The sequence below is a fragment of the Streptomyces sp. NBC_00704 genome, from assembly GCF_036226605.1.
Classification (GTDB): domain Bacteria; phylum Actinomycetota; class Actinomycetes; order Streptomycetales; family Streptomycetaceae; genus Streptomyces.
Genome location: NZ_CP109000.1, coordinates 7,253,027 through 7,277,454, shown reverse-complemented (window position 1 = coordinate 7,277,454; position 24,428 = coordinate 7,253,027). Strand labels below are relative to the sequence as shown.

The 24,428-nt window shown below is 74.3% G+C and carries 21 protein-coding genes; 11 read left to right on the top strand and 10 right to left on the bottom strand.

The window, feature by feature from the left end; genetic code table 11:
- Positions 1–57: 57 nt before the first annotated feature.
- The 4 genes from OG802_RS31580 to OG802_RS31565 all read left to right on the top strand — a co-directional run bounded on the left by OG802_RS31580 (position 58) and on the right by OG802_RS31565 (position 6,094).
- On the top strand, positions 58–1,740 hold the full coding sequence (locus tag OG802_RS31580; protein WP_443055408.1) for a phospholipid carrier-dependent glycosyltransferase: 1,683 nt from the start codon (positions 58–60) through the stop codon (positions 1,738–1,740).
- Positions 1,741–1,841: 101 nt separating this feature from the next.
- Positions 1,842–2,765: a MurR/RpiR family transcriptional regulator gene (locus tag OG802_RS31575; protein ID WP_329416032.1), complete on the top strand. Its 924-nt coding sequence runs from the start codon at positions 1,842–1,844 to the stop codon at positions 2,763–2,765.
- Positions 2,766–3,157: 392 nt separating this feature from the next.
- Complete coding sequence (locus OG802_RS31570; RefSeq protein WP_329416031.1) at positions 3,158–3,535, top strand: hypothetical protein; 378 nt, start codon at positions 3,158–3,160, stop codon at positions 3,533–3,535.
- A 99-nt stretch (positions 3,536–3,634) separates the two neighbouring features.
- Entirely contained in the window at positions 3,635–6,094 is a 2,460-nt protein-coding gene (locus OG802_RS31565; protein WP_443055407.1) for a SpoIIE family protein phosphatase, read from the top strand.
- A 62-nt stretch (positions 6,095–6,156) separates the two neighbouring features.
- On the opposite strand, the gene OG802_RS31560 is transcribed toward OG802_RS31565, so the two are convergent.
- On the bottom strand, positions 6,157–7,011 hold the full coding sequence (locus tag OG802_RS31560) for a peptidoglycan-binding domain-containing protein (RefSeq protein ID WP_329416029.1): 855 nt from the start codon (positions 7,009–7,011) through the stop codon (positions 6,157–6,159).
- 112 nt (positions 7,012–7,123) lie between these two features.
- Positions 7,124–7,951 (bottom strand): hypothetical protein, encoded by an 828-nt coding sequence (locus OG802_RS31555; protein WP_329416027.1) that lies wholly within the window; start codon positions 7,949–7,951, stop codon positions 7,124–7,126.
- 167 nt (positions 7,952–8,118) lie between these two features.
- Here OG802_RS31555 and OG802_RS31550 point away from each other — a divergent pair, with 167 nt between their 5' ends.
- The 4 genes from OG802_RS31550 to OG802_RS31535 all read left to right on the top strand — a co-directional run bounded on the left by OG802_RS31550 (position 8,119) and on the right by OG802_RS31535 (position 13,404).
- A complete protein-coding gene (locus OG802_RS31550) occupies positions 8,119–8,967 on the top strand; it encodes a bifunctional methylenetetrahydrofolate dehydrogenase/methenyltetrahydrofolate cyclohydrolase (RefSeq protein ID WP_329416025.1) in 849 nt (282 codons plus the stop codon).
- A 142-nt stretch (positions 8,968–9,109) separates the two neighbouring features.
- On the top strand, positions 9,110–9,844 hold the full coding sequence (locus tag OG802_RS31545) for a TetR family transcriptional regulator (RefSeq protein WP_329417553.1): 735 nt from the start codon (positions 9,110–9,112) through the stop codon (positions 9,842–9,844).
- Positions 9,845–10,007: 163 nt separating this feature from the next.
- On the top strand, positions 10,008–10,421 hold the full coding sequence (locus tag OG802_RS31540) for a Zn-ribbon domain-containing OB-fold protein (RefSeq protein ID WP_329416023.1): 414 nt from the start codon (positions 10,008–10,010) through the stop codon (positions 10,419–10,421).
- A gap of 211 nt (positions 10,422–10,632) precedes the next feature.
- Entirely contained in the window at positions 10,633–13,404 is a 2,772-nt protein-coding gene (locus OG802_RS31535; RefSeq protein WP_329416022.1) for an alpha/beta hydrolase family protein, read from the top strand.
- A gap of 93 nt (positions 13,405–13,497) precedes the next feature.
- Here OG802_RS31535 and OG802_RS31530 read toward each other — a convergent pair whose 3' ends face one another.
- On the bottom strand, positions 13,498–13,878 hold the full coding sequence (locus OG802_RS31530) for a PPOX class F420-dependent oxidoreductase (RefSeq protein WP_329416020.1): 381 nt from the start codon (positions 13,876–13,878) through the stop codon (positions 13,498–13,500).
- 138 nt (positions 13,879–14,016) lie between these two features.
- On the opposite strand from OG802_RS31530, the gene OG802_RS31525 reads away from it, so the two are divergent.
- Positions 14,017–15,417: a S1 family peptidase gene (locus OG802_RS31525; RefSeq protein ID WP_329416019.1), complete on the top strand. Its 1,401-nt coding sequence runs from the start codon at positions 14,017–14,019 to the stop codon at positions 15,415–15,417.
- A 162-nt stretch (positions 15,418–15,579) separates the two neighbouring features.
- Here OG802_RS31525 and OG802_RS31520 read toward each other — a convergent pair whose 3' ends face one another.
- The 6 genes from OG802_RS31520 to OG802_RS31495 all read right to left on the bottom strand — a co-directional run bounded on the left by OG802_RS31520 (position 15,580) and on the right by OG802_RS31495 (position 20,174).
- The gene (locus OG802_RS31520) at positions 15,580–15,750 is read right to left on the bottom strand and encodes a hypothetical protein (RefSeq protein WP_329416018.1); all 171 of its coding nucleotides are present in this window, start codon (positions 15,748–15,750) and stop codon (positions 15,580–15,582) included.
- Positions 15,751–15,980: 230 nt separating this feature from the next.
- Complete coding sequence (locus tag OG802_RS31515) at positions 15,981–16,676, bottom strand: L,D-transpeptidase family protein (protein ID WP_329416017.1); 696 nt, start codon at positions 16,674–16,676, stop codon at positions 15,981–15,983.
- 262 nt (positions 16,677–16,938) lie between these two features.
- Positions 16,939–17,853 (bottom strand): SDR family oxidoreductase, encoded by a 915-nt coding sequence (locus OG802_RS31510; protein WP_329416015.1) that lies wholly within the window; start codon positions 17,851–17,853, stop codon positions 16,939–16,941.
- A 130-nt stretch (positions 17,854–17,983) separates the two neighbouring features.
- Positions 17,984–18,613: an MBL fold metallo-hydrolase gene (locus OG802_RS31505; protein WP_329416014.1), complete on the bottom strand. Its 630-nt coding sequence runs from the start codon at positions 18,611–18,613 to the stop codon at positions 17,984–17,986.
- Positions 18,613–19,698 (bottom strand): S-(hydroxymethyl)mycothiol dehydrogenase, encoded by a 1,086-nt coding sequence (locus tag OG802_RS31500; RefSeq protein ID WP_329416012.1) that lies wholly within the window; start codon positions 19,696–19,698, stop codon positions 18,613–18,615. Before OG802_RS31500 ends, OG802_RS31505 begins: the two co-directional genes overlap by 1 nt.
- Before the next feature lie 188 nt (positions 19,699–19,886).
- Positions 19,887–20,174 carry a hypothetical protein gene (locus OG802_RS31495; protein WP_329416010.1) on the bottom strand — a complete coding sequence of 96 codons (288 nt, stop codon included), beginning with the start codon at positions 20,172–20,174 and terminating at the stop codon, positions 19,887–19,889.
- A gap of 174 nt (positions 20,175–20,348) precedes the next feature.
- Between OG802_RS31495 and OG802_RS31490 the strand changes: the two genes are divergently transcribed.
- Positions 20,349–20,714 carry a nuclear transport factor 2 family protein gene (locus tag OG802_RS31490; RefSeq protein WP_329416009.1) on the top strand — a complete coding sequence of 122 codons (366 nt, stop codon included), beginning with the start codon at positions 20,349–20,351 and terminating at the stop codon, positions 20,712–20,714.
- Positions 20,715–21,005: 291 nt separating this feature from the next.
- On the opposite strand, the gene OG802_RS31485 is transcribed toward OG802_RS31490, so the two are convergent.
- Positions 21,006–22,964 (bottom strand): RICIN domain-containing protein, encoded by a 1,959-nt coding sequence (locus OG802_RS31485; protein ID WP_329416007.1) that lies wholly within the window; start codon positions 22,962–22,964, stop codon positions 21,006–21,008.
- Between the two features lie 213 nt (positions 22,965–23,177).
- On the opposite strand from OG802_RS31485, the gene OG802_RS31480 reads away from it, so the two are divergent.
- Complete coding sequence (locus OG802_RS31480; RefSeq protein WP_329417551.1) at positions 23,178–24,404, top strand: glycosyltransferase; 1,227 nt, start codon at positions 23,178–23,180, stop codon at positions 24,402–24,404.
- The last annotated feature ends 24 nt before the right edge of the window (positions 24,405–24,428 follow it).

Here is a 24,428-nt window from a genome sequence, read left to right as displayed (position 1 = left end):
CGGGCCCGCCGGGCGGCGCTCCCGCCGCCGCCCGGCGGTGCGACCGCGGGGCGGACGATGGCGCGCACACACGCACCGCACAGGGACGAGGAGAGCACGTCCGGCGCGAGGGCGAGGCCGCCCGCGCCGGCGGGCCGCCGACGGCTGCTCGTCCCGCTCCTCGCGGCCGTGCTGCTCGCCCAGATGGCGTTCGCGATGGTCACGGCCGCGGTACAGCAGACGCCGACCGTCGACGAACCGGTGTACGTGGCCACGGCGGCCGAGTACCTGCACGAGCACCGGGTGCGCCACAACCCTGAGCACCCGCCGCTCGGCAAGCTCGTCGTCGCGGCGGGCGTCGCCCTCGCCCGCCCGCACGTCGGCGCCCCCTTCACCGGCGCCCAGGAGGACGCGGGCCGCCGTCTGCTGTACGAGTCAGGCAACGATCCCGGACGGCTGATGCTGTGGGCCAGACTGCCCGTGATCGCCCTGACCCTGGCGTTCGGCCTGGTGGTGTTCGCCTTCGCCCGCGACCTGGCCAGCCCCGTCGCGGCGCTCACCGCGCTCGCCCTGTACACCCTCTCCCCCGACGTCGTCGCCCACGGCTCGCTGGCCACGCTGGACGTGCCCGCCGCGGGCTTCCTGCTGACCTCGGCGTGGCTCCTGTGGCGGGCCCGGCACGGCAGGCCGCGCCTGTGCCTCGCGGCGGCGGGCGTCGCGTTGGGCGCGGCGCTGGCCACGAAGATGAGCACCCTGCCCGCGGTCCCGGTGCTGGCCGCCCTGGCGGCGCTGTCGGTGTGGGCCCGCCGCCCGCGCGACGTCCGCAGGGCCCTGCTGGGGGCGGGGGTCGTGACGGTGGCCGCGGTGGCCGTCGTCTGGGCGGCGTACCTCGCGGTGGACCCGCGGCTGCGGTGGGACCCGCACGCGACGCACGTGCCCGTGGTGCACGGCGTGCGCGGGCTCGTCGTCCGGGCGCTGCCGTTCCCGGCGGCGTACCGGGACGGCATGCGGGTCCAGTTCGGCCTGGAGAACCAGGCCTGGCAGGGCTTCCTGTTCGGGCGCCTGTACTCCGGGGCCCGGTGGTACTACCTGCCGGTCGCGCTCGTCGTGAAGACCCCGCTCGGCATGCTCGCCCTGTGGGCGGCCGGGGCCGTCGCGACGGTCGCGGTGCGCCGGCTGCGGCCCGCGGCGCCGTACGTGCTGGCGCCGGCCGCCGTGCTGCTCGCCTCGGCCATGTCCGGCTCCCGGGACCTGGGCACCCGGTACGCCGTCTTCCTGCCGATGTTCCTCGCGGTGGCCGCGGGCTGCGTCCCGACGGTGCGCCGGCGGTGGACGCCGGCGGCGACGGCGGCGACGGCGGCGACGGCGGCCCTGGTCGCGTTCGTCGCCGTCAGTTCCCTGCGGACGTTTCCCTACTACCTGCCGTACTCCAACGAGGCGTTCGGCGGGCCGGCCGGGACGCATCTGCGGCTGCACGACTCCAACGTGGACTGGGGCCAGGACCTGGGACGGCTGGCGGACCGGCTGCGCGAGCGGTATCCGGGCGAGCGGGTGTGGCTCGTGTACAAGGGCAGCGGGCTGCCCGGCCACTACGGCATCGAGGCCTCCGATCCGCGCCGGGCGCCCGCGCGCGAGGTGCACGGACTGCTGGTCGTCTCGGACTCGGCCGCCGCCACGGCGCGGGGCCGGCTGGCGGCGCTGCTCCGCTCCAGCACGGCGGTCGACGAGGTCGGGCACTCGATCACCCTGTACCGGCGGTAAGCCGCGTTCAGCGGGGGTGCGCGGAGGGCGACTTCGTCCTCCCTGCCGGGCTCGCGCGCTGAGCTATGTTGAGCCTCGTGGAAGACAAAGGAGGCGCACCGGTGCCATCGCCGCAGCAGGCACGCGCACAGGCGTCAGCGATCACCTCGGGCAGAACCGGTCCGCAGACGGAGGTGTCCCCGACCTCCCGGCTCAGGACCCTCTTCGACGGCCCGCGGCTGTCTCCGGGACAACGGCGGATCGCCCAGTACCTGATCGAGAACATCACCGAGGCGGCGTTCCTGTCGATCACCGACCTCGCGGAGCGGGTCGGCGTCAGCCAGCCCTCGGTGACCCGGTTCGCCGCGGCGGTCGGGTTCAGCGGGTACCCCGCGCTGCGCGAGAGGCTCCAGTCGATCGCCCTGGGCGCGCTGGCCGGCGGCCCTGCGGCGGCCGAGGTGAACCGGAGCAACGAGCTTCAGGCGGCGGTGGACGCCGAGATCGAGAACCTGGAGAACCTGCGGCGCGACTTCGCCGACCCGGACCGGGTCATCGACATGGGCCGCCAGTTGTCCCGGTCGACGCCGCTGACCGTGCTGGGGCTGCGCATCTCGGCCTCGCTGGCCGAGTACTTCGCCTATGCCGCCCGCCGGGTCCATCCGGACGTCCGGCTGGTGACCCGGGGCGGCAGCGTCGCCTACGACGCGCTGCTCCAGTCCCGGGAGGCGGGCGGCACCTGGGTGCTGGCGTTCTCGATGCCCCGGCACGCGCAGGAGACGCTGACGGCGGTGCGGGTCGCGCACAGCGCGGGTCTCAAGGTCGCGCTGGTCACGGACCTGGCGCTGGGGCCGATGGCCGACGAGGCCGACGCCACGTTCGCCACCGGGACCGGCTCCCGGCTGGTCTTCGACTCCTACGCCGCGCCCGGCGTGATGGCGGCCGCCCTGCTCCAGGCCATGACGGACGCGGGCCCGGAGCGCACCCAGGCCCGGCTGGAGGAGTACGAGCAGATCGCCGAGCAGCACCAGTTCTTCCTGAGGGAATGACCGAGGGAACACCGAGGGAATGACCGCCCGACACCCCCGGCGCCCCCTGCGAGTCCCGCACCCCGGCTGATCGCCCGCGGTCACCCGAGACCAAGCGCGACCACCCCCCCTGTCAAGAAAAACACCAAAGGGATCACTGCGGACATTTCGCGCATGAATGTTTTCATACGTCTTGCAAAGGAGACGGCATATATAAATACTGCAGACGGCCGCACCCGCCCGCCAAGGGCTCCTGTACGGGCACCCGAAAGCCGCCGTCCCCTACCCACGTCGGCGCCCAGGGTGTTCGGGGCATCGCTTGCGCGAGCGCCCGCGGCGGCCCCGGTCTTCCCCTGGACCGGGGCCGCCCCGAACCGTCGGACCACCGTCACGACGCCACACACCCGGAAGCGATGATCATGACCCTGACGACGACGCGCATCGGCTCGGACTGGCCGTGCCAGGTGAAGACCCCCGGCAGCTACGACTGGGAACGCTCGGCCGCCAAGTGGCTGCGCGAGCTGGTGCCCGCGCGCTACGCGAGCTACCCCGCGCTGCTGCGCCACCCGGTCCTGCTCGCCCGCCACGCGCAGATCCAGGTCCAGAACGAGGTCCGGGTGGCCCGCACCGCCCTCCAGACGGCCCGAGCCGACCTGCCCCGGCTGGGCTTGCCCGAATCGGTGATCGAGCACACCATCAAGATGTACGCCGCCGAGGTGATGCAGTTGCAGCACATCGCCCGCAGCGTCCGCGCCGTCACCCAGGCCCTGGTCGACCAGAACGGCCGCTGAGCAGGGCCGTCCGCTCCCCCGCCGGGGACACATCGCTCCAGGCGGGGGCGTTGCCGCAAGACCCCGATCGAATCCACGTCCGTGTGCCATGCTCGAGGCGTGACGAGCGAACCCGCCCTGCCGCCGGAGTCCGGCGGGGCGCCCGACGTGGCCGCGCTGACCCGGGTGGTGGCACGCCAGCGCGCGGAGATGGACCGCCTACAGGAACTGGCGGCGGCCTCGGCCGTGATGGAGCGCGCCAAGGGCGCGCTGATGGCGCAGCGCGGCTGCACGCCGGACGCCGCCCAGGAGGAACTGCAGCGGCGGGCCAGAGCCGGCCGGCGCACGCTGCTGGAGGAGTGCTGGATCACCCTCGGAGCCCTCGCCTGCCCGCCCGGCGCCGAACCGGCCCCCGCGGCGGCCGACGCCCCGACCGGGAACCCCGCGTCGCCCCAGAACTCCACGCCGTCCGACGCCCCCGCTGCGTCCGGCTCCCCCACGCCGGGGCCCGCTGCGGCCACACCGTTCGCCGACGAGGTCGACGCCACCGCCCTGGGCCGGCTGAACCGCTCCCTGGTCCGGGTCGGCACCCCGCAGGACCTCGCCCTGCGCCTGCTGGCCCACCTCTCCCCCGACGTGGGCGCCGACGCCGTGATGATCTACGCCCGCACCTCCAGCGGCGGACTCGAGCTCCTCGGGCACGCCTGCGTCGACGCCGCCGTGGCCGACCAGTGGAGCCGGGTGCCCCCCATGAGCGGGCTCGCCGCGCTCGACGCCCTGCGCGCCGACGAGCCCCGCTGGCTGGAGGACCCGCGCAAGGACGCCGAGCGGTACCTGCTCATCGGCGGCCGGCCGCAGCTCTGGCAGTCGCGGGCCTGGCTGCCGGTGCGGACCGGCGGCTCAGCGGACGTCGCACTCGGCGTCCTGCGCCGGTCCGAGGGCGCCTTCACCCCGCGGGTGCGCGAACACCTCCTCGCCGTCGCCCAGCTGTGCGCGGGCCCGCTGCGCGCCTTCGTGGCCCGCAGGGCCCCCGCCCTCGGCACCGTCGCCGACGCCGACGCCGTGCAGAGCGTGTTCGACCGGCTGTCCGTCGCCGCGGTGCTGCTCGCCCCGCAGATCTGCGACGACGCGGAGGGCGTGGAGGACTTCCGGATCGACGCCGCGACCGGCGGGGCCGTCGACGCCCTGGGCCGCAGCGGACGCGACCTGGTCGGACTGCGCTTCCTGGAGTGCTGGCCGGAGTTCGCCGCCGAACCGCTGTGGCAGGGCTGCCTGCGTGCCCTCGGCGGCGAGGAAGCCTACGAGAGCGAGCCGTTCGCCGGGCAGCAGCTCGTGGCCGGCTCCAGCGAACTGGCCGTCCACACGGCCCGGGCGGCGCGGCTCGGGGACGGCCTGGTCGTCAGCTGGGCCCGCTACGACCCCTCCGACCGGCAGCAGCAGCGCCTCGCCGACGTACAGCGGCTGGGCAACCTCGGCTGGGCGACCTGGAACCTGGTCACCGGCGAGGGCGACTGGTCCTCGCAGGTCTTCGCCATCCTCGACCGCGATCCCGCCGAGGGCGTCGTCCCGTTGCAGGCGCTCCCCCGCCTCGGCCTGTCCGAGGACGTGCCCGTGCTGGCCCGCGCGGTCGGCGAGCTGATGCGCCACGGCCGGCCCTGCGACGTCCCGTTCCGGATCGCCACCCGGGAGGGCGTCCGCCATCTGCGGATGGTCGCCGAGGCGATGCCGGACGCCCAGGGCGTCCCCGCCGAGGTGCACTGCTTCGTGCAGGACCTCACCGCACAGCGCAACGCCGAACTCGCGCTGATCGCCAGCGAGCGGGCGATGCTCACCCAGCACGGTGCGCTCCAGGCCGAACGCACCGTGGCCGCCCGCCTCCAGGACGCGCTGCTCCCCCTGCCCAAACAGCCCGTCGAGCTGGCCGGGCTGCGCGTCGACATCACCTACCTCCCGGCGCAGGCGGGCCTCAACGTCGGCGGCGACTGGTTCAGCGCCATCGAACTGCCCGACGGCGACGCCCTGTTCGTGGTGGGCGACGTGGCCGGGCACGGCATGGGCGCCGTCGCCGCGATGGCCCTGCTGCGCTTCACCGCCAAGGGCATGATCATCACCGGGTCCTCGCTGACCGGAGCGCTCTCCCGGCTCAACGCCCTGCTGCTGCACTCCCGCGACCCGCACGGCTCGGCGACCATGGTCCTGGCCCGCTACAGCCCGCGCGAGCACCGGCTGTTGTGGGCGCAGGCCGGGCATCCGCCGCCGCTGCTGGTGCGCGACGGCAAGGCGCGCTACCTGGAGCGGCCCTACGGCATGCTCCTCGGCGCGACCGACACGCCCCGCTACGAGGAGGCGGAGGTCGTCCTGCGGCCGGGCGACCGGCTGCTCCTCTACACCGACGGCCTGGTCGAACGGCCCGGGGAGAGCATCGACCGGGGCCTGGAGCGGCTGGCCGGCGCGGCCGGTCCGGACGGCTCCCCGGTACCGGCCCCGCTGGAGCGCCTGCTCGGCGCGCTGCTGGAACCCGACGGCCGCGACGACGTCTGCGTGTGCGACATCCAGGTCCCCGGCGACGACGCACCGTAGGACGACGCGCGGCTCGCCGGACCCGCGTCCGCCGTCCGCGCTCCGGCGGCCGGAGGCCGGGGTCATCCGGCGGGCGAGGCGGTGCGCGACTCCAGGTCGCGGCGGGTGTCGTCGCCGTAGACCCCGCTCTCGTCGCCGCGGATGCCGTACCAGAGCTGGAACCGCGCCACGGCCGCGGCGAGGGCGGTGTCGTAGCGGCCGTCGGCCGTGCCGTGGCCGTAGACGTCGGGGATGCGCAGCAGCCGCCGCTGGAGGTCGGTCACCGCGGGACCGCTGTCGCCCTCCCGCAGCGTGCCCGCGCCGTCGGGGTCGGCGGAGGCGGTCGCGGCGGCCGAGGGAACGGGCGGGGCCGCGGCCGCCGGCGGGGGCGTCTCGGCGGCGGCCTCGCCGCCCCGGCCCGGCAGCAGGAGCGCGCCCGCGAAACCCACCAGGGCCGCCGCGCACACGCCCACCGCGATCGCGCCGCGCCGCAGCCCCTCGTCGGAGCCCGCCCCGGCGGGACGGGCGCGTGCCCGTCCGCCGCCCGCCGCCGCGGCGGCTCCCGGCGCGCTCCGCCCCCGTGCCGCCGGGCCCGCGCCCCGGCCGTCCGGTCCGCGCCGGACGCCGGTTCCCCTCCGGGCGCCGGCGGGCAGGGGACCCGGGCGGTCGCGCTCACTCGTCCAGTCCGAGCCGCCCGGGGGCCCTGTCGCGGCCGTCGTGCGCGCGGCGGCCGGGGCGACGGGCGGGAGTTCCTCCGTCCGCGCCCCGTCCCCGGCCGGCGGCAGCGGGACCGCCTCATAGGCGTCGGCGTCCCGGCCCGGCCCGGCCATCTCGCGGATCAGCTCCGCGAGGGCGTCGGTGTTGCGCGGTCGCAGGACCCGGATGGGTTCCAGGACCGGGCGTTCGTGCGGCTGCCCGGTTTCCTCCGGTGTCGGCACGCTCTTCTCCTCCCGTGGGTCCCCCGGAAGGGATACGGGCGGACGCGCCCCGTAGTTCACCGGACGCGGCGACGCCCCGGCCCGTTCCCCGCCCGCACCCGGCCGACGGCGCTCACCCGGCGAGGAAGCGGCGCAGGGAGCGGATCGTCGCGGCGACGAAGGCGTCGCGTCCGGCGTCGTCGAGGGCGTCCAGCGACAGATACGGGTTGAGGTCCTCCAGCTCCACCAGGAGCAGCTCCCCGTCGGGGGCGCGGCAGGCGTCGACGCGCTGGATGCCGTGGGCGAGGTCGTTCCAGTCGACGAAGCGGTGGGCGAACTCCAGGTCCCGCACGGTCGGCTCGTACGGTTCGAGCTGCCAGCGGCGGTCCGGGTCCGGCGCGTACAGGGCGTACTGGAAGTCGTGGTCGACGTAGGTGAAGGAGACCTCGTAGCGGAAGTCGACGCACGGCTGGACGAGCGTGGCGCCGTCGGCGAGCGCGGGCAGGTCGTCGGCGCCGACGATCCGCAGGCCCAGCGAGTCGGCGCCCAGCTTGGGCTTGACCACGTACCGGTCGGCCGGGGGCAGCAGGTGGAGGTCCTCGGCGCGGTCGACCGTCGGTATCACCGGGTGGCCCTCGGCGCTCAGGTCGAGGAGGTACTGCTTGCCGAGCATGTCGGCGCGGCCGGTCAGCGGGTTGTACACGCGTACGCCCTCGCGCAGCGCCCGCTCCCGGAAGGCGTCGTACTGGGCCCGGTAGCCGAGGACCGGGCCGCTGTTGCGGACGATCACGCCGTCGAAGGCGCCCATCAGCGCGGCCGCGTCCAGCGGGTGGCACAGGGCGAGATCGAACTCCTCGCGCAGCCGGGAGGCGAGGAACACGTCCTCGTCGCCGTAGCGGCGCCCGCGTGCCCGGTAGGCGAGGTCGGTGACATAGAGGAGACGGGAGCGGGCGGCGGGCATGGGCGGGTCTCCTGAGGGGCTGCGAAACGGTGCGGAAAGGTTACGTCAGGGGGTGCCGGCGGTCCGGGCGGGGCGGCCGCGGCGGACGGGACTCCTGACCGGCCGGGGGCGGGCGGGCCGTACGATGAAAGGACCGTCGTCTTCTCCCGAAGGGCTCGTCGACTCCCGTGACCACCGCAACACTTCTCGACGGCAAGGCCGCCGCGGCCGACATCAAGAGCGAACTCGCCCTGCGCGTGCAGGCGTTGAAGGAGCGCGGGATCACCCCGGGGCTCGGCACCATCCTGGTCGGCGACGACGCGGGCAGCCGGTCCTACGTCGGCGGCAAGCACCGCGACTGCGCGCAGGTCGGCATCGCCTCCCTCCGGGTCGAGCTGCCGGCCGACGCCTCTCAGGCCGATGTGGAGGCCGCCGTGCTGCGGCTGAACGCCGACCCGGCGTGCACCGGCTTCATCGTGCAGCTCCCGCTGCCCGGCCACATCGACACCCATGCCGTGCTGGAGCTGATCGACCCGGTCAAGGACGCGGACGGCCTCCACCCGACGAACCTGGGCCGGCTGGTGCTGGGCAGCCCCGGCCCGCTGCCCTGCACCCCGCGCGGGATCATCGACCTGCTGCGCCGCAACCACGTGCCGATCACCGGCCAGCAGTTCTGCGTCATCGGCTGCGGGGTGACCGTGGGCCGGCCGCTGGGCCTGATGCTGACCCGCAGCACCGAGCACGCCACGGTGACCCTGTGCCACGAGGCCACCCAGGACACGGCCGCGCACGCCCGGGAGGCGGACGTCGTGGTGGCCGCAGCCGGCGTCGCGCACCTGGTCAGGCCCGACTGGATCAAGCCGGGCGCGACGGTGCTGAGCGTGGGCCTGACCCGCACGGTCGAGGGCATCCTCGGCGACGTGCATCCCGACGTGAGCGACGTCGCCGGGTCGTTCGCCCCGCCGATCGGCGGGGTCGGACCGATGACCCGGGCGATGCTGCTGACCAACGTCGTCGAGGCGGCGGAGCGCGGCTGATGCTCACGGCCCGGCCCCACGGGCAGGGCCGTGAACCGGCAGGCACTCGGTTCCCCCCGGAGGGAACCGAGTGCCATGGCGCCGGCGCGGGTGTTACGTTCCGTGCATGAGCGCCACTGAGAAGGCGGAGACCAAGCCGCCGATGCGGGACGCCCTGATCGCGGCGGCCTTCCGGCTGTTCCTGGAGCGGGGCTACGAGCAGACCACCGTCGAGGACATCGTGACGCTCGCGGGGGTCGGCCGGCGGTCGTTCTTCCGCTACTTCCCCTCCAAGGAGGACGTGGTCTTCCCCGACCACGAGCGTTGCCTGGCCGACATGACCGCCTTCCTCGCCGCGAGCGGGCCCCGGCACGAGCCGGTGCGCCGCGTGTGCGACGCCGCCCGGCTGGTCCTGCTCATGTACGCGGAGAACCCCTCGTTCTCGGTGCAGCGCTACCGGCTCACCAAGCAGGTGCCCGGGCTGCGCGCCTATGAGCTGTCGGTGGTCTGGCGGTACGAGCGCGCCCTCGCCGAGTACCTGCGGGGCCGCTTCTCCGGACGGCCCGACGGCGACCTGCGGGCCGACGTGATCGCCGCCGCGGTCGTCGCCGCCCACAACAACGCGCTGCGCTCCTGGCTGCGTTCGGACGGCCAGGGCGAGGCGACCGCCACCGTGGACCACGCGCTGGCGTACGTGCGGGCCGCGTTCGGCCCGGACCCGGCTCCGGCTCCGGCACCGGCACCGTCCCCGCTCACCGACGAACGGCCGGAAGAGCACGGCGATCCCGCCCGGTGCGCCGTCGAACGCCCCGACGACGTCGTGGTCGTCGTCTCGCGGCGCGGGGCCCCGCTGTGGCGGGTGGTGCAGGAGATCGAGACGGCCCTGCGACGCGACTGACCTCCCTCGATCCCCTCATTTTTTGGGGGTACGCAGTGCCTTTACGAGTGGCACTGAGTGCCATACTCTGTGGGGCGTGCACGGCGGCACGGCCGACCGGGCACGTCCGTGCACGGGTGAGCCGCGCACGTGGATTCCGGCCGAGTGCAGGGAGTTGACCCGCGTGTACCACCACTCAGGAAACGTCGTCCAGCAGGCCGCCGGCTCCGCGGCGGGCCTCCTCGACCGCGCGAGCGCGGACGGCGACACGATCCTCTTCCAGCGCTGCACCTGGTGCGGCACCGCCATGTACCACCGTCTCCTGTGTCCGGTCTGCCAGGGCAGCGACCTGCGCACGGAGCGCAGCGAGGGCACCGGCACGGTGCGCCACGCCACCGTGGTGCACCGCAACACCCCCGCCGCGCGCAACGTGTCGCTCGTCGAGATGGCCGAGGGGTTCGTCGTCCGCGGCCGGGTCATGGGCCCGCTCATCGGCATCCACAGCGGCGACCGCGTCCGCCTGTCGACCGTCAAGGACCCGGTGCGCGGCGAGCCGGTCTTCCAGCTCCTCGACGAGCCGTACCGAGCCTGGCACTAGCCTCCCCGGCCTCACGGCCACACGTCGGTCACGGCCTCATGTCCTCGCAGACTTCCCGGTGTCCCGTTCTCCGGATGTCCGGATCCGTGTCCTGACGCGGGCGGAATCCGTCGTCACAGGCAACCCCCAGGTCCCGCTTCACTTCCTCCGAACCGCGAGGGGCTCCCGGTACGGACGGGGCTCCCGCGCTCCGAGTGGTGAGGAGTGGACCTTGAACCGTGCCCGGCGAATAGGCGTCACCGCCGTGGCCGCGCTCGCGGCCCTGGCGGGAACACCCGGACTGGCACAAGCCCGACCACCGTCCCAGGCGAGGCCGCCCGCCGCGCCCGCCGACAGTGCGCTGCCCCCGGGCTGGCGCGTGGCCGGCGAAGGCGCCGCCCGTCAGCTGGTGTGGCGCTCGCCCCGGCCCGTGCCGCCCGGCGACGCCCGGGTGGAGTTCCATGCGGGCGGCAGGCTGCTCGGGGCTCCGCGGCCGGGCAGCGACGGCCGCACGTTCCGGCTGCCGCTCGACGCGGCCGGCGGCGCCCCCCTGAAGGACCTGCGGGTGCTCGCGAGCGGACGACGGCTGGACGCGCCCGCCGCCGAGGCCGCCCCCGGGCACCGGCGTTCGCGCACCGCGCCGCGGCTCCCCGCCCGGCCCGCGGCGAACGCCGTGGACCCCGGCAGACCGGGCCCGTACCGCACGCTGTCCGGCGAGTACGACCTGGCCCCGGTGCGGCTGCCGGGCTACGACCGGCCCGTCGAGATGCGGGCCGTCGTCGTCGCGCCGAAGGGCGCCACCGGCAGGCGGCCGCTCGCGCTGTTCCTGCACGGCCGTCACGCGACCTGCTACAAGCCGGGCGCCGAGGACGACGTGAACATCGACTGGCCCTGCCCCGCGGGAACGAAGGAGATCCCCAGCCACAAGGGCTATCTCAAGGACCAGCGGCTGCTCGCCTCCCAGGGGTACGTCACCGTCTCGATCTCGGCCAACGGCGTCAACGGGCAGGACTGGGCGGCCGAGGACGCCGGCGCGCAGGGCCGTTCCTCCCTGGTCCGCCGTCATCTCGCCCGCTGGGCCGACTGGGCCGCCCACCCGGGCAAGGCCCCGGCCGTGGTGCGCGAAGCACCCCGGGCCGACCTCTCCAGGGTGCTGCTCGTCGGGCACTCGCGCGGCGGCGAGGGCGTCAACCGGGCGGCCATGGACAGCCTGTACCCGCCGCCGCCCGCCCAGGACGGCTACCGCGGCCCGGTCCGCTGGAAGATCCGCGGGACGGTGCTCATCGGACCGACGATCTTCGGCCAGAATCCGGTCGCCGACGTCCCCTCGACGACCATCCTGCCCGGCTGCGACGGCGACGTCTCCGACCTCGAGGGCGAGACCTACCTCGACGGGACGCGCGGCGTCAGCCGGGGAACCGCCCTGCACAGCGCCGTCTACGTGGTCGGCGCCAACCACAACTTCTTCAACAGCGAGTGGACCCCCGGACAGTCCGAGGCCCCGGCCTCGGACGACTTCTACGACGAGCCGGATTCCCCGGACCCGGTCTGCTCGGCGGGTGCCCCGACCCGGCTGAGCGCCGACGCGCAGCACCAGGCCGGCGCGACCTACATCGCGGCCGCCGCCCGGCTGTTCGTCGGCGGCGACGACCGGGTGCGGCCCTTGCTGGACGGCACCGGACGGAGCGCGCCCTCCGCGGGACCGGCCCGCGTCCTGACGCACGCGGTCGGCGCCCGGCGCACGGGCGGCTTCCTGCCCGACGACGGGGTGAAGGTGACGGGCGCACGCGTGTGCCGGGCCGACTCCGACCCGGCGAAAGCCTGTCTGGGCGAGGACGCCCTGGGCATGTCCCCCCACTTCGGGTGGTGGGACCTGGAGACGGACAGCGCCAAGCGCGCGGTCGCCCTGCGCTGGTCCGCGCCGGGCGGGCCGACGAGGATCACGCCCGCCGCCCCGGTCTCCCTCGCGGGCGCGAAGAGCCTGGCGCTGCGCGTGTTCGTGCCGCCGAACAGCGTCGGCACCGCGCTGGACGTGGCCGTCACCGACGCCTCCGGCCGCCGCGCCGACCTCGGCCGGATCACCGCCGACGGGCTGCCCGGCTCGTCCCGTACGGCCTCGTACTGGGCGCGTGAACTGCGGGTGCCGCTGACCGCCGCGACCCGCGCCGGGCTCGACCTGCGGCACGTCAGGTCGCTGTCCCTCACGCCGCGTTCCGCGTCCGGGCAGGCGTGGTTCATGGACGCCTGGGGCTGGGCTCCCGGCACGCCCGCGGTGAAGGCGGCGGCGCTGCCGCGCATCGATGTCGGGCGGCTCACGGTGCGTGAGGGCGACTCCGGCGCCCGCGCCTACCACGTGCCGGTCCGGGTCTCCGGGCACGGCGCCGGCACGGCCCGCTTCTACGTGGTCGATCCCCTGACCGGCACGGCGACGGAGAAGGTGGTGAGGGTCCGGCCCGGCGCCACTGCCGTCGACGTGCGGGTCGAGGTGCGGGGCGACACGCTCTTCGGGGCCGACGAGGAGCACAACCTGCTGGTGAAGGCCGTGCGCGGCACGGTCGTCGGCTCCCACCGGGGCGGGGTCACGGCGCGCAACGACGACCCGGCGCCGGCGGTGACCCTGACGCCCGCCGTCCTGGCGGCCGAGGGCGAGCCGCTGACCTGGCGGGTCTCGCTCTCCGCGCCCGCCGAGGTCCCCCTGTGGTATCCGGTACGGCTCCTGCCCGTCGTAAACGGGGCCGAGCTGTCCACCAAGGACGTGGACCCGCGCTGGCTGGAGGACGTCTCCGGACACCGGCCCGACCCCGAACTCCCGCTGTCCCAGGTGGAGTTGTACACCGGGCCCGATCTGCCGGCCGGCGCCACGAGCGCGGAGTTCACCGTTCCGACGGTGCGGGACCAGGTCGCCGAACCCGAGGAGTCGGTGCGCCTGACGCTGACGGACGAGTCGGGCGAGCCGCTGCCGGACGCCCCGACCGCGACCGGAACGGTCGTGGACGCGCCGTAACGCACACCGCCCGCGCACACCGCCCGCACACAGGGCGGCGGCGCAGGGGCGCGGGGGGCACGGGCCGCGTGGTCCGTGCCCCCCGCGCGCGTCTCACAGCGTGATGCGGATGCCCACGGTCCCGTCCGCGCCGCGGCGCAGCCGGCTGCCGAACAGGGTGAGCCGGCCCACGACGCCGTACTTGCGGGCCAGCAGGGTGCGGTAGCGGGCGGTGGTGTGCGCGTCGCAGATCTCCGCCCGCCCCGGCACCTGTTCGCCGGTGGGCCGCCCGCGGACGTCGCACGGGCCGACCAGCACGTCGCCGCGGGCCCGGATGCGCTTGACCTTCCAGGCGTCGGCGGCCGACCAGGCCCCGAGGGCGTCGCCGTCGCGCACCACCCACACGGGGGTGGCGACCCCGGTGCCGTTCTTCCGGTAGCTGGTGATCAGCAGGTACTTGCCCGCGGCCAGCCGCTCGATCGCCTTGTCGTCCATGCCCGCAGTGTAGGCGCGAGGTGATCGCTTCCCCGCTGAACGCTGCGCCGACCCGGCACGTATCCAGGGTGAGGGCGCTCAACGACCGGAGTGCCCCGCGGTGTTGAGACCGCGCGTTGAGGGTTTCGGGAGCCATGCATGAGGCACGTACGACGACGGACCGTCCGGCGAGTGACCCGGCTGGCGGCGGTCGGCGGACTCCTCCTGGGAGGGGCCATGGTCACGCAGGCGGCCATGGCGAGCGAACCGCCCGCCGCCACGGCGACGGTGCGCAGCGCCGCCGAGCCCGTCGTCAGCAATCCGGGGGCGGCGCTCGTCGGCAAGCTCGGCACCGCGCGCACCGCGGGAACCTGGATCGCGGACGACGGACGGCCGGTGGTCGCGGTCACCGACAAGGAGACGGCGGACGCGGTCCGCGCGGCGGGCGTCGAGGCGAAGGTCGTCGCGCACAGCATGAACGAGCTCAAGTCGGCCACGGCGACCCTGCGGTCCGCGCCCAAGGTGCCGGGCACCGCCTGGGTGATGGACTACCGGACCAACCAGGTCGTCGTGCGGGCCGACAGCACGGTGTCGGCCGCCGACTGGTCGCGGCTGACGGACACGGCCGCCGGCATCGGCAGTTTCGTGCGCATGGAGCGCACCGCCGGCACGTTCACCACCCGGATCAACGGCGCGCAGCCCATCCTGTCGACCGGCGGACGCTGCTCGGCCGGCTTCAACGTGACGGACGGCAAGAGCGACTACATCCTCACCGCCGGGCACTGCGGGCCCACCGGTTCGACCTGGTTCGCCGACAACCAGGCCGAGCGGCAGGTGGGCCGGACGGTGAACTCGAACTTCCCCGGCAGCGACTTCTCCCTGGTGCAGTACGCGAACGGCAAGGCGGGCGACGGCGCGGACGTCGTGGCCATCGGCAACGGCAACGGGGTGCGCATCACGGGCGCCGGTGACGCGGCCGTGGGCCAGCGGGTGTTCCGCAGCGGCAGCACCAGCGGGCTGCACGACGGTCAGGTCACCGGCCTGGACGCGACGGTGAACTACCCGGAGGGCACGGTCGGCGGGCTCATCGAGACCAACGTGTGCGCCGAACCGGGCGACAGCGGCGGCCCGATGTTCTCCGACGGCATCGCCCTCGGCGTCACCTCCGGCGGCAGCGGCGACTGCCGGACGGGCGGCACGACGTTCTTCCAGCCGGTCACGAACGCGCTGGCCCAGCTCGGCGGCGTCCAGCTGATCGTGGCCGCGCCCTCCGCGGGGGCCCAGGGCGGCAACCAGGCGCCGGCGGGCGGTCCCTCGCCCGCCTCCTCCCCCACCCAGGCGGCGATCGCGCCGGGTTCCGCCTCTCCCGGCACGACGACGCCGGTGACGGGCGGCGCGGGCGCCGTGTCCCTGGCCGCGCGGCTGACGGATCCGAGGAACATCGGTCCGGGGCTGCTGGTCATCGCCGGCAGCATGGTCGCCCTCGTCGCGACCCGGTACTTCCGCGCCGAGCAGGACCGCAAGGCCTACCAGCGCTACTACTCGGCGACCTGGGGGTAAAAACGGGTGAGCCCCGCCACAGTCACGGGCGGGGCCGATGCGAGGGGCGCTCGCGGGTCCGGGTTCGTTCCCGGGGACGGGTTCCCGGGGGATTCGTTCAGGGCGTGGTCGCGAGGAGGGGCCCCGCGGTCGGGCGGCCGGGCCGGCCCGAGGGATCGGCCGTCAGGCCGCTTCGGCGGACTGGGGAGCGGCGGCCCACTCCAGGACGAGCCGCTGGTACTCCTCGCGCTGCTCGACGCTCAGTGTCCCGCCCGACCGGAACCACAGGGCCCGGATCTCCTCGTTGACCTCGGCCGCCGATCGCTCGGAGCGGGTTTCAACAGTGGTGGACATGGTGTGAATCTTAGGGCGTCCGGCGTGAAGGCCACGTGAGTTATCCCGAACGAACCGGACAAATCGGACGTGTTACTGATCACGTCCCCATCTGTCAACCCCTTGAGCGCAGTTATCCGTACGTGGTCCGGACGACTGGCCCGCCCCACGCATGCGCCGCCCGGCGCCACCCGCGCCGCGGCGGTCCGGGTCGCCGTGGCGCCCGGGCCGCCGCGGGAGCGCCCGCGCTGTCAGGTTCCCGGCTTGCGGCCGTAGACGAAGACGTCGTCGCCGGTCTTCAGCAGGGACCAGTACTTCTTGGCGGCCGTCGACGTCATGTTGACGCAGCCGTGGGAGCCCGGCGGGTTCCACATGCTCACGCCGACCGAGTGGAAGGCCTGTCCGCCGTCGAAGAACTGGCTGTACGGCATCGACACGTTGTAGATGGTCGACACGTGGTTGAGGTGGCGCCAGTAGATCTTCTTCAGACCGGTGCGCGTCTCGTACCCGTCGCGGCCGGTGCGGACGGGGACGGGCCCGTAGACGAGCCGGCTGCCGTCCTGGATCCAGCTGATCTGCAGGGTGAGGTTCACACAGGCGATTCGGCCCTTGTTGGTCGGGCAGGCGCCCGCCTTGTTGGGCTTGTTGCCGACCGCCTTCTGCTTGTTCATGAGGTTCATCACGCCCCAGGTGACCGGCCCGGCGTAGCCGATGTTGGGCGTGATGCCGTGCTTGTTCTGGAAGGCGCGGACGGCACTGCAGTCGGCGCCGGACTGCTTGCCGTCGACGGGCCGGCCGAGGAACTTCTCCACCTGCTTCTGGTACGGCCCGGCCTGCGTCGTACAGCTCGCGGCCTGCGCCGGCGCCGCGCCCAGCGCGAGCGTGAGCGGCGCTACGAGTCCCGTGACCCCCAGCGCGACGATCCCTCGTCTGCGTATGTCCCCCATGGCTGCCCTCTCCCTGGCATGGTGTGTCGTTCTCGCAGTCGTAGACAGCCGTGCGCGGGCGGCGGTTGTACGCCGGCGCCGGCTGTGACGAAACGGTGAACTTCACCACCCCGCCCCACCCCGCCCCGCCCCGCCGCGCCTGCCGCCTCTGCCCCGCCCCGCCTGCCGGCGCGGCTGCGTACCGCGTCCGCCGCGCAGCCTACGGCGGGCCCCCGCCGCCGTCACCGCCGGGCCCCCGGCGGCTAGGACGGCTCGGACGGCGTCAGCGGTAGCCGGTGACGTCCGCCGGCTTCCCCGCGTCCTGGACCTCGACCAGATAGCGCCAGGCGTCCGGGCGGCTCCCGTCGAGATCGGTGAAGCCGTACTCCCGCGCGAGGCCGCCGCTGGAGAGGGAGCGCCCGTTGAACCGGGCGACACCGGGGTCGGCGGCGAGGGCGGCGACGGCCCGGCCGACGAAGCGGGGCGTCTCGGAGATCGCGAAGTGGGGGACGCGGTCGAGGGCGTCGGGCCAGTTGTCCTCGCGGACGCCGAAGTGGTCGAGCATCAGCTCCGAGCGCATCCAGCCCGGCGTGAGCGCGACGGCGGTGGCCTCGCGCGGCCCGATCTCGTGGGCGAGGGCGAACGCCATGCGCAGGACGGACGTCTTGGCGAGGTCGTAGAAGAGGTTCACGCGGTAGGTGTCGCGGTTGTACTCGGCGGTGCCGTCGGTCATCTCGACCACCAGGCCGCCCGGCCGGCGCAGCAGCAGCGGGAGCGCGTGGTGGCTGGTGACGGCGTGGGTCTCCACGGCGAGGCGGAGCAGCCGCAGTCCGTTGTCGAGGTCGTGCTCCCAGACCGGGGTGTCCCACTCGAAGAGGTGCTCGGCGCCCCAGATGTCGTTGACGAGGACGTCGAGGCGGTCCTGTTCCCGGGCGATGCGGTCGACGAGGGCGCGGACCCGGACGGGGTCGAGGTGGTCGGTGGGGACGGCGACGCCCCGGCCGCCCGCCTCGGTGACCAGGTCGGCGGTGTCCTCGATCGTCTCGGGGCGGTCGTACTCCGAGCGCCTCTCGCGGGTGGTGCGGCCGGTGACGTACACGGTGGCGCCGGCCGCCCCCAGTTCCACGGCGATGCCCCGTCCCGCACCCCGGGTGGCCCCCGCCACCAGTGCGACCTTGCCTTGCAGCGGCCCAGACATGTCCGGCCTCCCTGTTCCCGTGTCCTCGCGGCAGTGGTGTCGCCTCGATGGTCCAGGGAAAGCCGGACGTCTTCTGTCGCCTTTCGCGGCGCTCACCCGGTCGGGCACGGGCCGCGTGGCGCGCCGTGGGTCAGTGCCCCCGGGCGATCCACTCGTCCAGGTGCGGCGCCTCGGCCCCGACGGTGGTCTCGTCCCCGTGTCCGGTCAGCACGCGCGTCTCGGGCGGGAGGGCGAGCAGCCGCTCCCTGATGGACGTGATGATCGTCGGGAAGTGGGAGTAGGAGCGGCCGGTGGCGCCGGGGCCGCCCTGGAACAGGGTGTCGCCGCTGAACAGGACCCCCAGTCCCGGGTCGTACAGGCACACCGCGCCGGGCGCGTGCCCGGGCGTGTGCAGGACGGTGAGGTCGGCGCCGGCCGCCTCGATGACCTGGCCGTCGGCGAGGTGGGCGTCCGGCTCCCGGTCGGGGTGGGTGAGCTTCCACAGCGGGAGGTCGTCGGGGTGCAGCCAGATGGTCGCGCCGGTCAGGTCCGCGAGGGCGGGCGCCGCGCCGACGTGGTCGTTGTGGGCGTGGGTGCAGACGATGGCGGTCAGCCGCCGGTCGCCCACGGCCTCGGCGATGGCGGCGGCGTCGTGGGCGGCGTCGATGACGACGGCCTCGTGGTCGTCGCCGACGATCCAGACGTTGTTGTCCACGTCCCAGGTGCCGCCGTCGAGGGTGAACCGGCCCGAGGTGACGAGACGTTCGATGCGCGCGGCCATCACAGCACCACCACCGAGCGCAGGACGTCTCCCCGGTGCATCCGCTCGAACGCCTTCTCGATCTCGTCCAGGGCGATCGTCTCGGTGACGAACGCGTCCAGGGGCAGACGGCCCTGGAGATGCAGGTCGATCAGCATCGGGAAGTCGCGGGAGGGCAGGCAGTCGCCGTACCAGGACGACTTCAGCGCACCGCCGCGCCCGAACACGTCCAGCAGGGGCAGTTCGAGCTTCATCTCCGGGGTGGGCACGCCCACCAGGACGACCGTTCCGGCGAGGTCGCGGGCGTAGAAGGCCTGTTTGTAGGTCTCCGGGCGGCCCACCGCCTCGATCACCACGTCCGCGCCGAACCCGCCGGTCAGCTCGCGGATCGCCTCGACCGCGTCCGCCGACCGCGAGTTCACGGTGTGCGTGGCGCCCATGGCGCGCGCCGTCTCCAGCTTGCGGTCGTCGACGTCCACGGCGATGATCCTCGCCGCACCCGCCAGCCGTGACCCCGCGATCGCCGCGTCGCCCACACCGCCGCAGCCGATGACCGCGACCGAGTCGCCCCGGCCGACGTTGCCGGTGTTGATCGCCGCACCGATCCCGGCCATCACCCCGCAGCCCAGCAGACCCGCCACCGCCGGCGACACCGACGCGTCCACCTTGGTGCACTGCCCCGCCGCCACGAGCGTCTTCTCCGCGAACGCGCCGATGCCCAGCGCCGGTGACAGCTCCGTGCCGTCGACGAGCGTCATCCGCTGTTCGGCGTTGTGGGTGTCGAAGCAGTACCAGGGACGCCCTCGCAGGCACGCCCGGCACCGCCCGCACACGGCACGCCAGTTGAGGACGACGAAGTCCCCGGGCGCGACGTCGGTGACGCCGTCGCCGACCGACTCCACGACCCCGGCCGCCTCATGACCGAGCAGGAAGGGGAACTCGTCGTTGATCCCGCCCTGCTTGTAGTGCAGGTCGGTGTGGCACACCCCGCAGGCCTGGATCTTCACCACGGCCTCGCCCGGACCGGGGTCCGGGATCACGATCGTCTCCACGCGCACCGGCTCGTCCCGGCCCGGCGCGATCACTCCGCGCACTTCCTGCGGCATGCTTCAGCCCTTTCTTCGTCGGACGTCCGTCCCGGTGCCGACCCTACGCGTGCGGGATCGTTCCGGGCACGGGCGACGTGGCGGGAGCGGCCGCGCGCGGTGCGCGGGCGGCGCCGCGCGGGCCTGCGGGGGAACGGGTGCGGGGGCCGTCCGGTGGTCCGGACGGCCCCCGCGGGGAGGTGCGTCGCTCAGGTCAGCAGCCCGGTCACCGGGGCGACGAGGTCGGTGACCTGGTGCAGTTCGTTCAGCTGCTGGAGCTGGGTCACCTTGTTCAGTTCGCCGAGCTGGCGGGAGACCGGCGGGAGTTCGGCCCGGTGCTCCGCCGGGATCTGGTCCGCGACGACCGTGTCGAGCACGGTCATCGGGTTGAGCTGTCCGGCGGCCGGGGCGTCGGCCGCGCTCGCCATGGGCGCCGCGAGGCCCGTGACTCCTGCGGCGAGGGCGGCGATTGCGGCGATGCGTCGAGTGGAGATCATGCCCTCAGCAACGGCGTGGAGGCCGTCGGGGTCACGGGCGGGGGCGCGCGCTCACCCGACAGGCGCAGACGCCCGGCCCCGCTTGCCGAGCCCGGCGGGCGGGAGGAGTCTCGAAGGTGAGGGTCCGGCGGTCCGCCCCTTCCACCCGGGCCACGGCCCTCGGAGGAGGTCACCATGGGCACCGCGGCAGGCTCCGCCTTCGACACCGAGACCCTGCGCAGGGGCATCGAAGGACGGACCCCGACGACATTGCTGTCGCTCTACGCCGACGACGCGGAGATCCGCGTCGTCGACCACCAGGCGCAACCGAGCCACCCCAGGACGCTGCACGGCCGGGACGAGATCGCCCGCATGCTCGACGACGTCTACAGCCGGGACATGACCCACAAGCTGGAGGACTGCGTCGTCCAGGGCGACCGGGCCGCCTACAGCGAGTCCTGCCGGTACGCGGACGGCGTGCGTGTGCTGTCCGAGTCGATGATCACGCTGCGGGACGGCAAGATCGTCGAGCAGACGATGATCCAGGCATGGGACGAGTAGGGAGGAAGACCGCGACGGTCCAGGTCACCTCTCGGCTGACCTGGACCTTTTCGGCGACGGCGCGGCTGGGGAGGTCGCGCGCGGCCGGCTCGCGGCCGCCCGCCCCGGTTGCGGTGGCTTCGGCGGCTTCGGCGGCGGGCCGGCGCGTCGGCGCCGTCCTGCTGTGGACGGCGTTGCGGGCGGCGCGCCACCGGCGTTGTGCGCCTGCCGCGTCCCCGCGCGCCGTCCGGGCGCGCCGCGGCCGCCGCCGCTGAGCCGCGCAGCCCCGCCTCGCCCCGCTTCAGGCGGGGTTCAGCCGAGGGTCCACTTCTGGTTGTCGGCGCCGGCGCACGACCACAGCACGATGGGCGTGCGGTTGGCCGTGGCCGCCCCGTTCGCGTCGAGGCACAGACCGGCGTTGACGTTGGTGATCGTGCCGTCGCCGTTGACGTTCCACTTCTGGTTGCTCTGCCCGGTGCAGTCCCAGATCACGACCTTGGTGCCGTTGGCGGTGCCGTGGTCGTAGGCGTCGAGGCACTTGTTGCCGTACACCACGAGTTCCTTGCGGGAGGTGTACGTCCAGGCCTGGTTGGAGCCGCCGTTGCAGTCCCAGATCTCGGCCTGCGTGCCGTTGGCGATGGTGGAGTCGAACATGTCCAGGCAGCGGCCGGACTGCTTGCCGACGACGAGGCTGCCGTTCGCGCCGGGCAGGGGCCTGACCGTGATGTCCGCGAGGGCGGGCGCGCCGGTGAAGGCGAGCGTGTTGGCCGAGCCCTTGGACAGGGCGACCTGCACGGAGATCGTGCCCTGGGCGGATCCCGTCGGCGGGAACGAGACGGTCGTCGCGGTCTGGCCGTTGACCTTCAGGGTCGCGGTGCGGGGGGTGGCGGCGGTGTTGGTGTAGGCGACGTCGACGACCTTCAGGCCGGTGCTGCCGGCGACCACGCCGGAGAAGGCCGACGTGCCGGTGTAGGTGCTGCCGGACGCCTCCGTGCCGCCGCTCACGGTGAGCAGGACCGAACCGCCCGCCGGCACGTTGGCCGTGTACCCCGTGGCGTACGAGCCGACGTCGGCGCGGGCCCACGGGTCGCGGACGGCGGCGGAGGCGGCGGTCAGGCCCAGGTCGGTCCAGCGGGCGGTGATGTTCGCGGCGGCGGAGGTGCGGTTGAGCAGCACGACGGCTCGTCTGCCGGAACCGGCGAGGACCTTGCCGTAGACCTGGAGCCCGCCGGCGTCCTCGGCGACCTTGACTCCCTGGAGACCGCGGGCGTCCTGGTCGACGGCGACGACCTCGGGGTTCTTCAGGATGTCCGCCGTCTGCGCCGTCATCGTGGTGAGGTCGTTGCCGGCGAGGAGCGGCGCGCCGGAGATCGCCCACAGGTTCATGTGGGTGCGGTTCTGGGCGGCGGTGAAGCCGTCCATGCCGACCATCAGCATGTCCGGGTCGTTGTAGTAGCCGGTGTGCTGGGCGGTGGGGTGCACGTTGCGGTCGTAGTTGGTCAGCAGGTTGGTCATGGAGGGCTTGTTGCCGAACAGGATGATGTCGTCGTTGGTCCGCCACATCGCCCCCTGTCCCGGCGCCCAGTTCCACGGGTTCTGCCGGCCCCAGTTGCACAGCGAGAGGGTCATCGGGCGGCCGGTGGCGGCCGTGGCCGTCGCGATCGCGTCGCTGATGGCCCGGTACGTCGTCGCCGCGTCGAGCTTCTCGGCGTCGCCGCCGCACCAGTCGACCTTGACGAAGTCGAAGCCCCACTGCGAGAAGCGGAGCATGTCCTGGTCGTAGTGGCCCTCGCTGCCGCTGCCCGGGGCGGCGGGGCGGCCGGTCGGGTAGTAGTAGCCGCAGCCGTCCTTGCCGGCGTCGGTGTAGATGCCGGCCTTCAGGCCCTTGCCGTGGATGTAGTCGGCGATGGCCTTCATGCCGCCGGGCCACTCGGACTCGTCGACGGTGATGTTGCCGGCGCTGTCGCGGGTGCCCTGCCACCAGCCCTCGTCGATGTTCACGTACCGGTATCCGGCCGCCGGCAGGCCCGAGGCGACGAAGGCGTCGACCTGCCGTTTGATGACGTTGTAGTCGATCTTCGCGGCGAAGCTGTTCCAGGAGGCCCAGCCCATCGGGGCGGCCGGCACGGCGATCTGGCGGGAGGTCGCGGCCTGCGCCGGGCCGGGCTGGGCGAACAGCAGGGCGGCGGTCGCCGTCAACAGGAGGGCGAGGACCCGCGCGAGGGCGGACCGGACGCGTGGGAGGAGGCGGGAGCGGGGTGGGGGAAACATGCGGCGACTCCGTCGTCAAGCTTCGATATATCGAACGAGGATCGGCTAACCGAACATAGTGCGGGCCGAAAGTAGGGCCGCCCGAGAGTGAAGTCAACCGGTGCGACAGAAGTGACGCGCCATCAGATCGGGCTCCCCGAGCGGGCATTCGCCGGATGTCGCGGTCCACGGCGGCTTCGCGCCGCCATACTGTCCGACGTGCGACTGGTCATCATGACGGCGGGATCCCGGGGCGACGTGGCCCCCTTCACGGGGCTGGGCCATGCGCTGGTGCGCGCCGGCCACCAGGTCACCCTGGTCACCCATGCGCGGTTCGCGCCGCTGGTGTCCGGCTCGGGGGTGGACTTCCACGCGCTGCCGCTGGATCCGCGCGCCGAGCTGGAGTCCGAGCGGGGCCGGGGACTGCACCGCAGCGCGACCGGCATCGGCAAGCTGCTGCGGGTCGGCCGGATGGCCCGGTCGCTGGTCGGCGCGATGACCGACGACCTGCTCACCGCCGCCCACGGCGGCGACGCCCTGCTGGTGTCCGCCTCGCTGGCCCCGCTGGGGCACACCATCGCCGAGGGCCTGTCCCTGCCCGGCCTCGAGCTCTGCCTCCAGCCCTTCGCCCCGACCCGTGAGTTCGCGCCGCCGATGCTGGGCGGAGGCTCCTGGGGGCCGGTCGGCAACAGACTGGCCGCGCACGGCGTCGGCCTGGCCGTCGAGCAGATCTTCGCCCCGGTCGTGCCGGCGGTGCGGGCCCGGCTGGGCCTGCCCGCCGCGCCCCGCGTCCCGTGGGCCCGGCGCCGGACGGCCAGGCCCGCCCTGCACGGCTTCAGCCCGCTGGTGGTCCCCCGCCCCCTGGACTGGCGCAGGGAACTGGACGTCACCGGGTACTGGTGGCCGTACGACCGCGCGACGCGCCTGCCGGCCGCGCTCCGGGAGTTCCTCGACGCCGGACCGCCGCCGGTCTTCGTCGGCCTGGGCAGCGCGACCGTGCCCGACCCGCGGCGGCTCAGCGCCGAGATCGTCCGCGCGCTGCGGCGGGCGGGGCTGCGCGGGGTCATCCAGCGGGGCTGGGCCGGCCTCGCGGCCGACGGCGACGACATGCTGACGGTCGACGACGTCCCGCACGCGCTGCTCTTCCCGGAGACGGCCGCGGTGGTCCATCACTGCGGGGCGGGCACCACGGCGGCCGGCGTACGGGCCGGGGTGCCGGCGGTGCCCGTGCCGATCCAGTTCGACGAGGCCTTCTGGGCCGGCCGCCTGGTCGCGCTCGGCGTGGCCCCGGCCGCACTCCCCCTGCGCCGCCTGACCGCCGACGCCCTCACCGCCGCGCTGATCCGCGCCACCCGCACCCCCGCACACCGCGAGCGCGCCCGCGCACTGGGGACCCTGGTACGCGCGGAGGACGGCACGGGACCCGTGCTGGAGGCGGTGGGCCGCTGGGCGGGCCGATGAGGCCGGGTGCCACCGGCCGGGTGC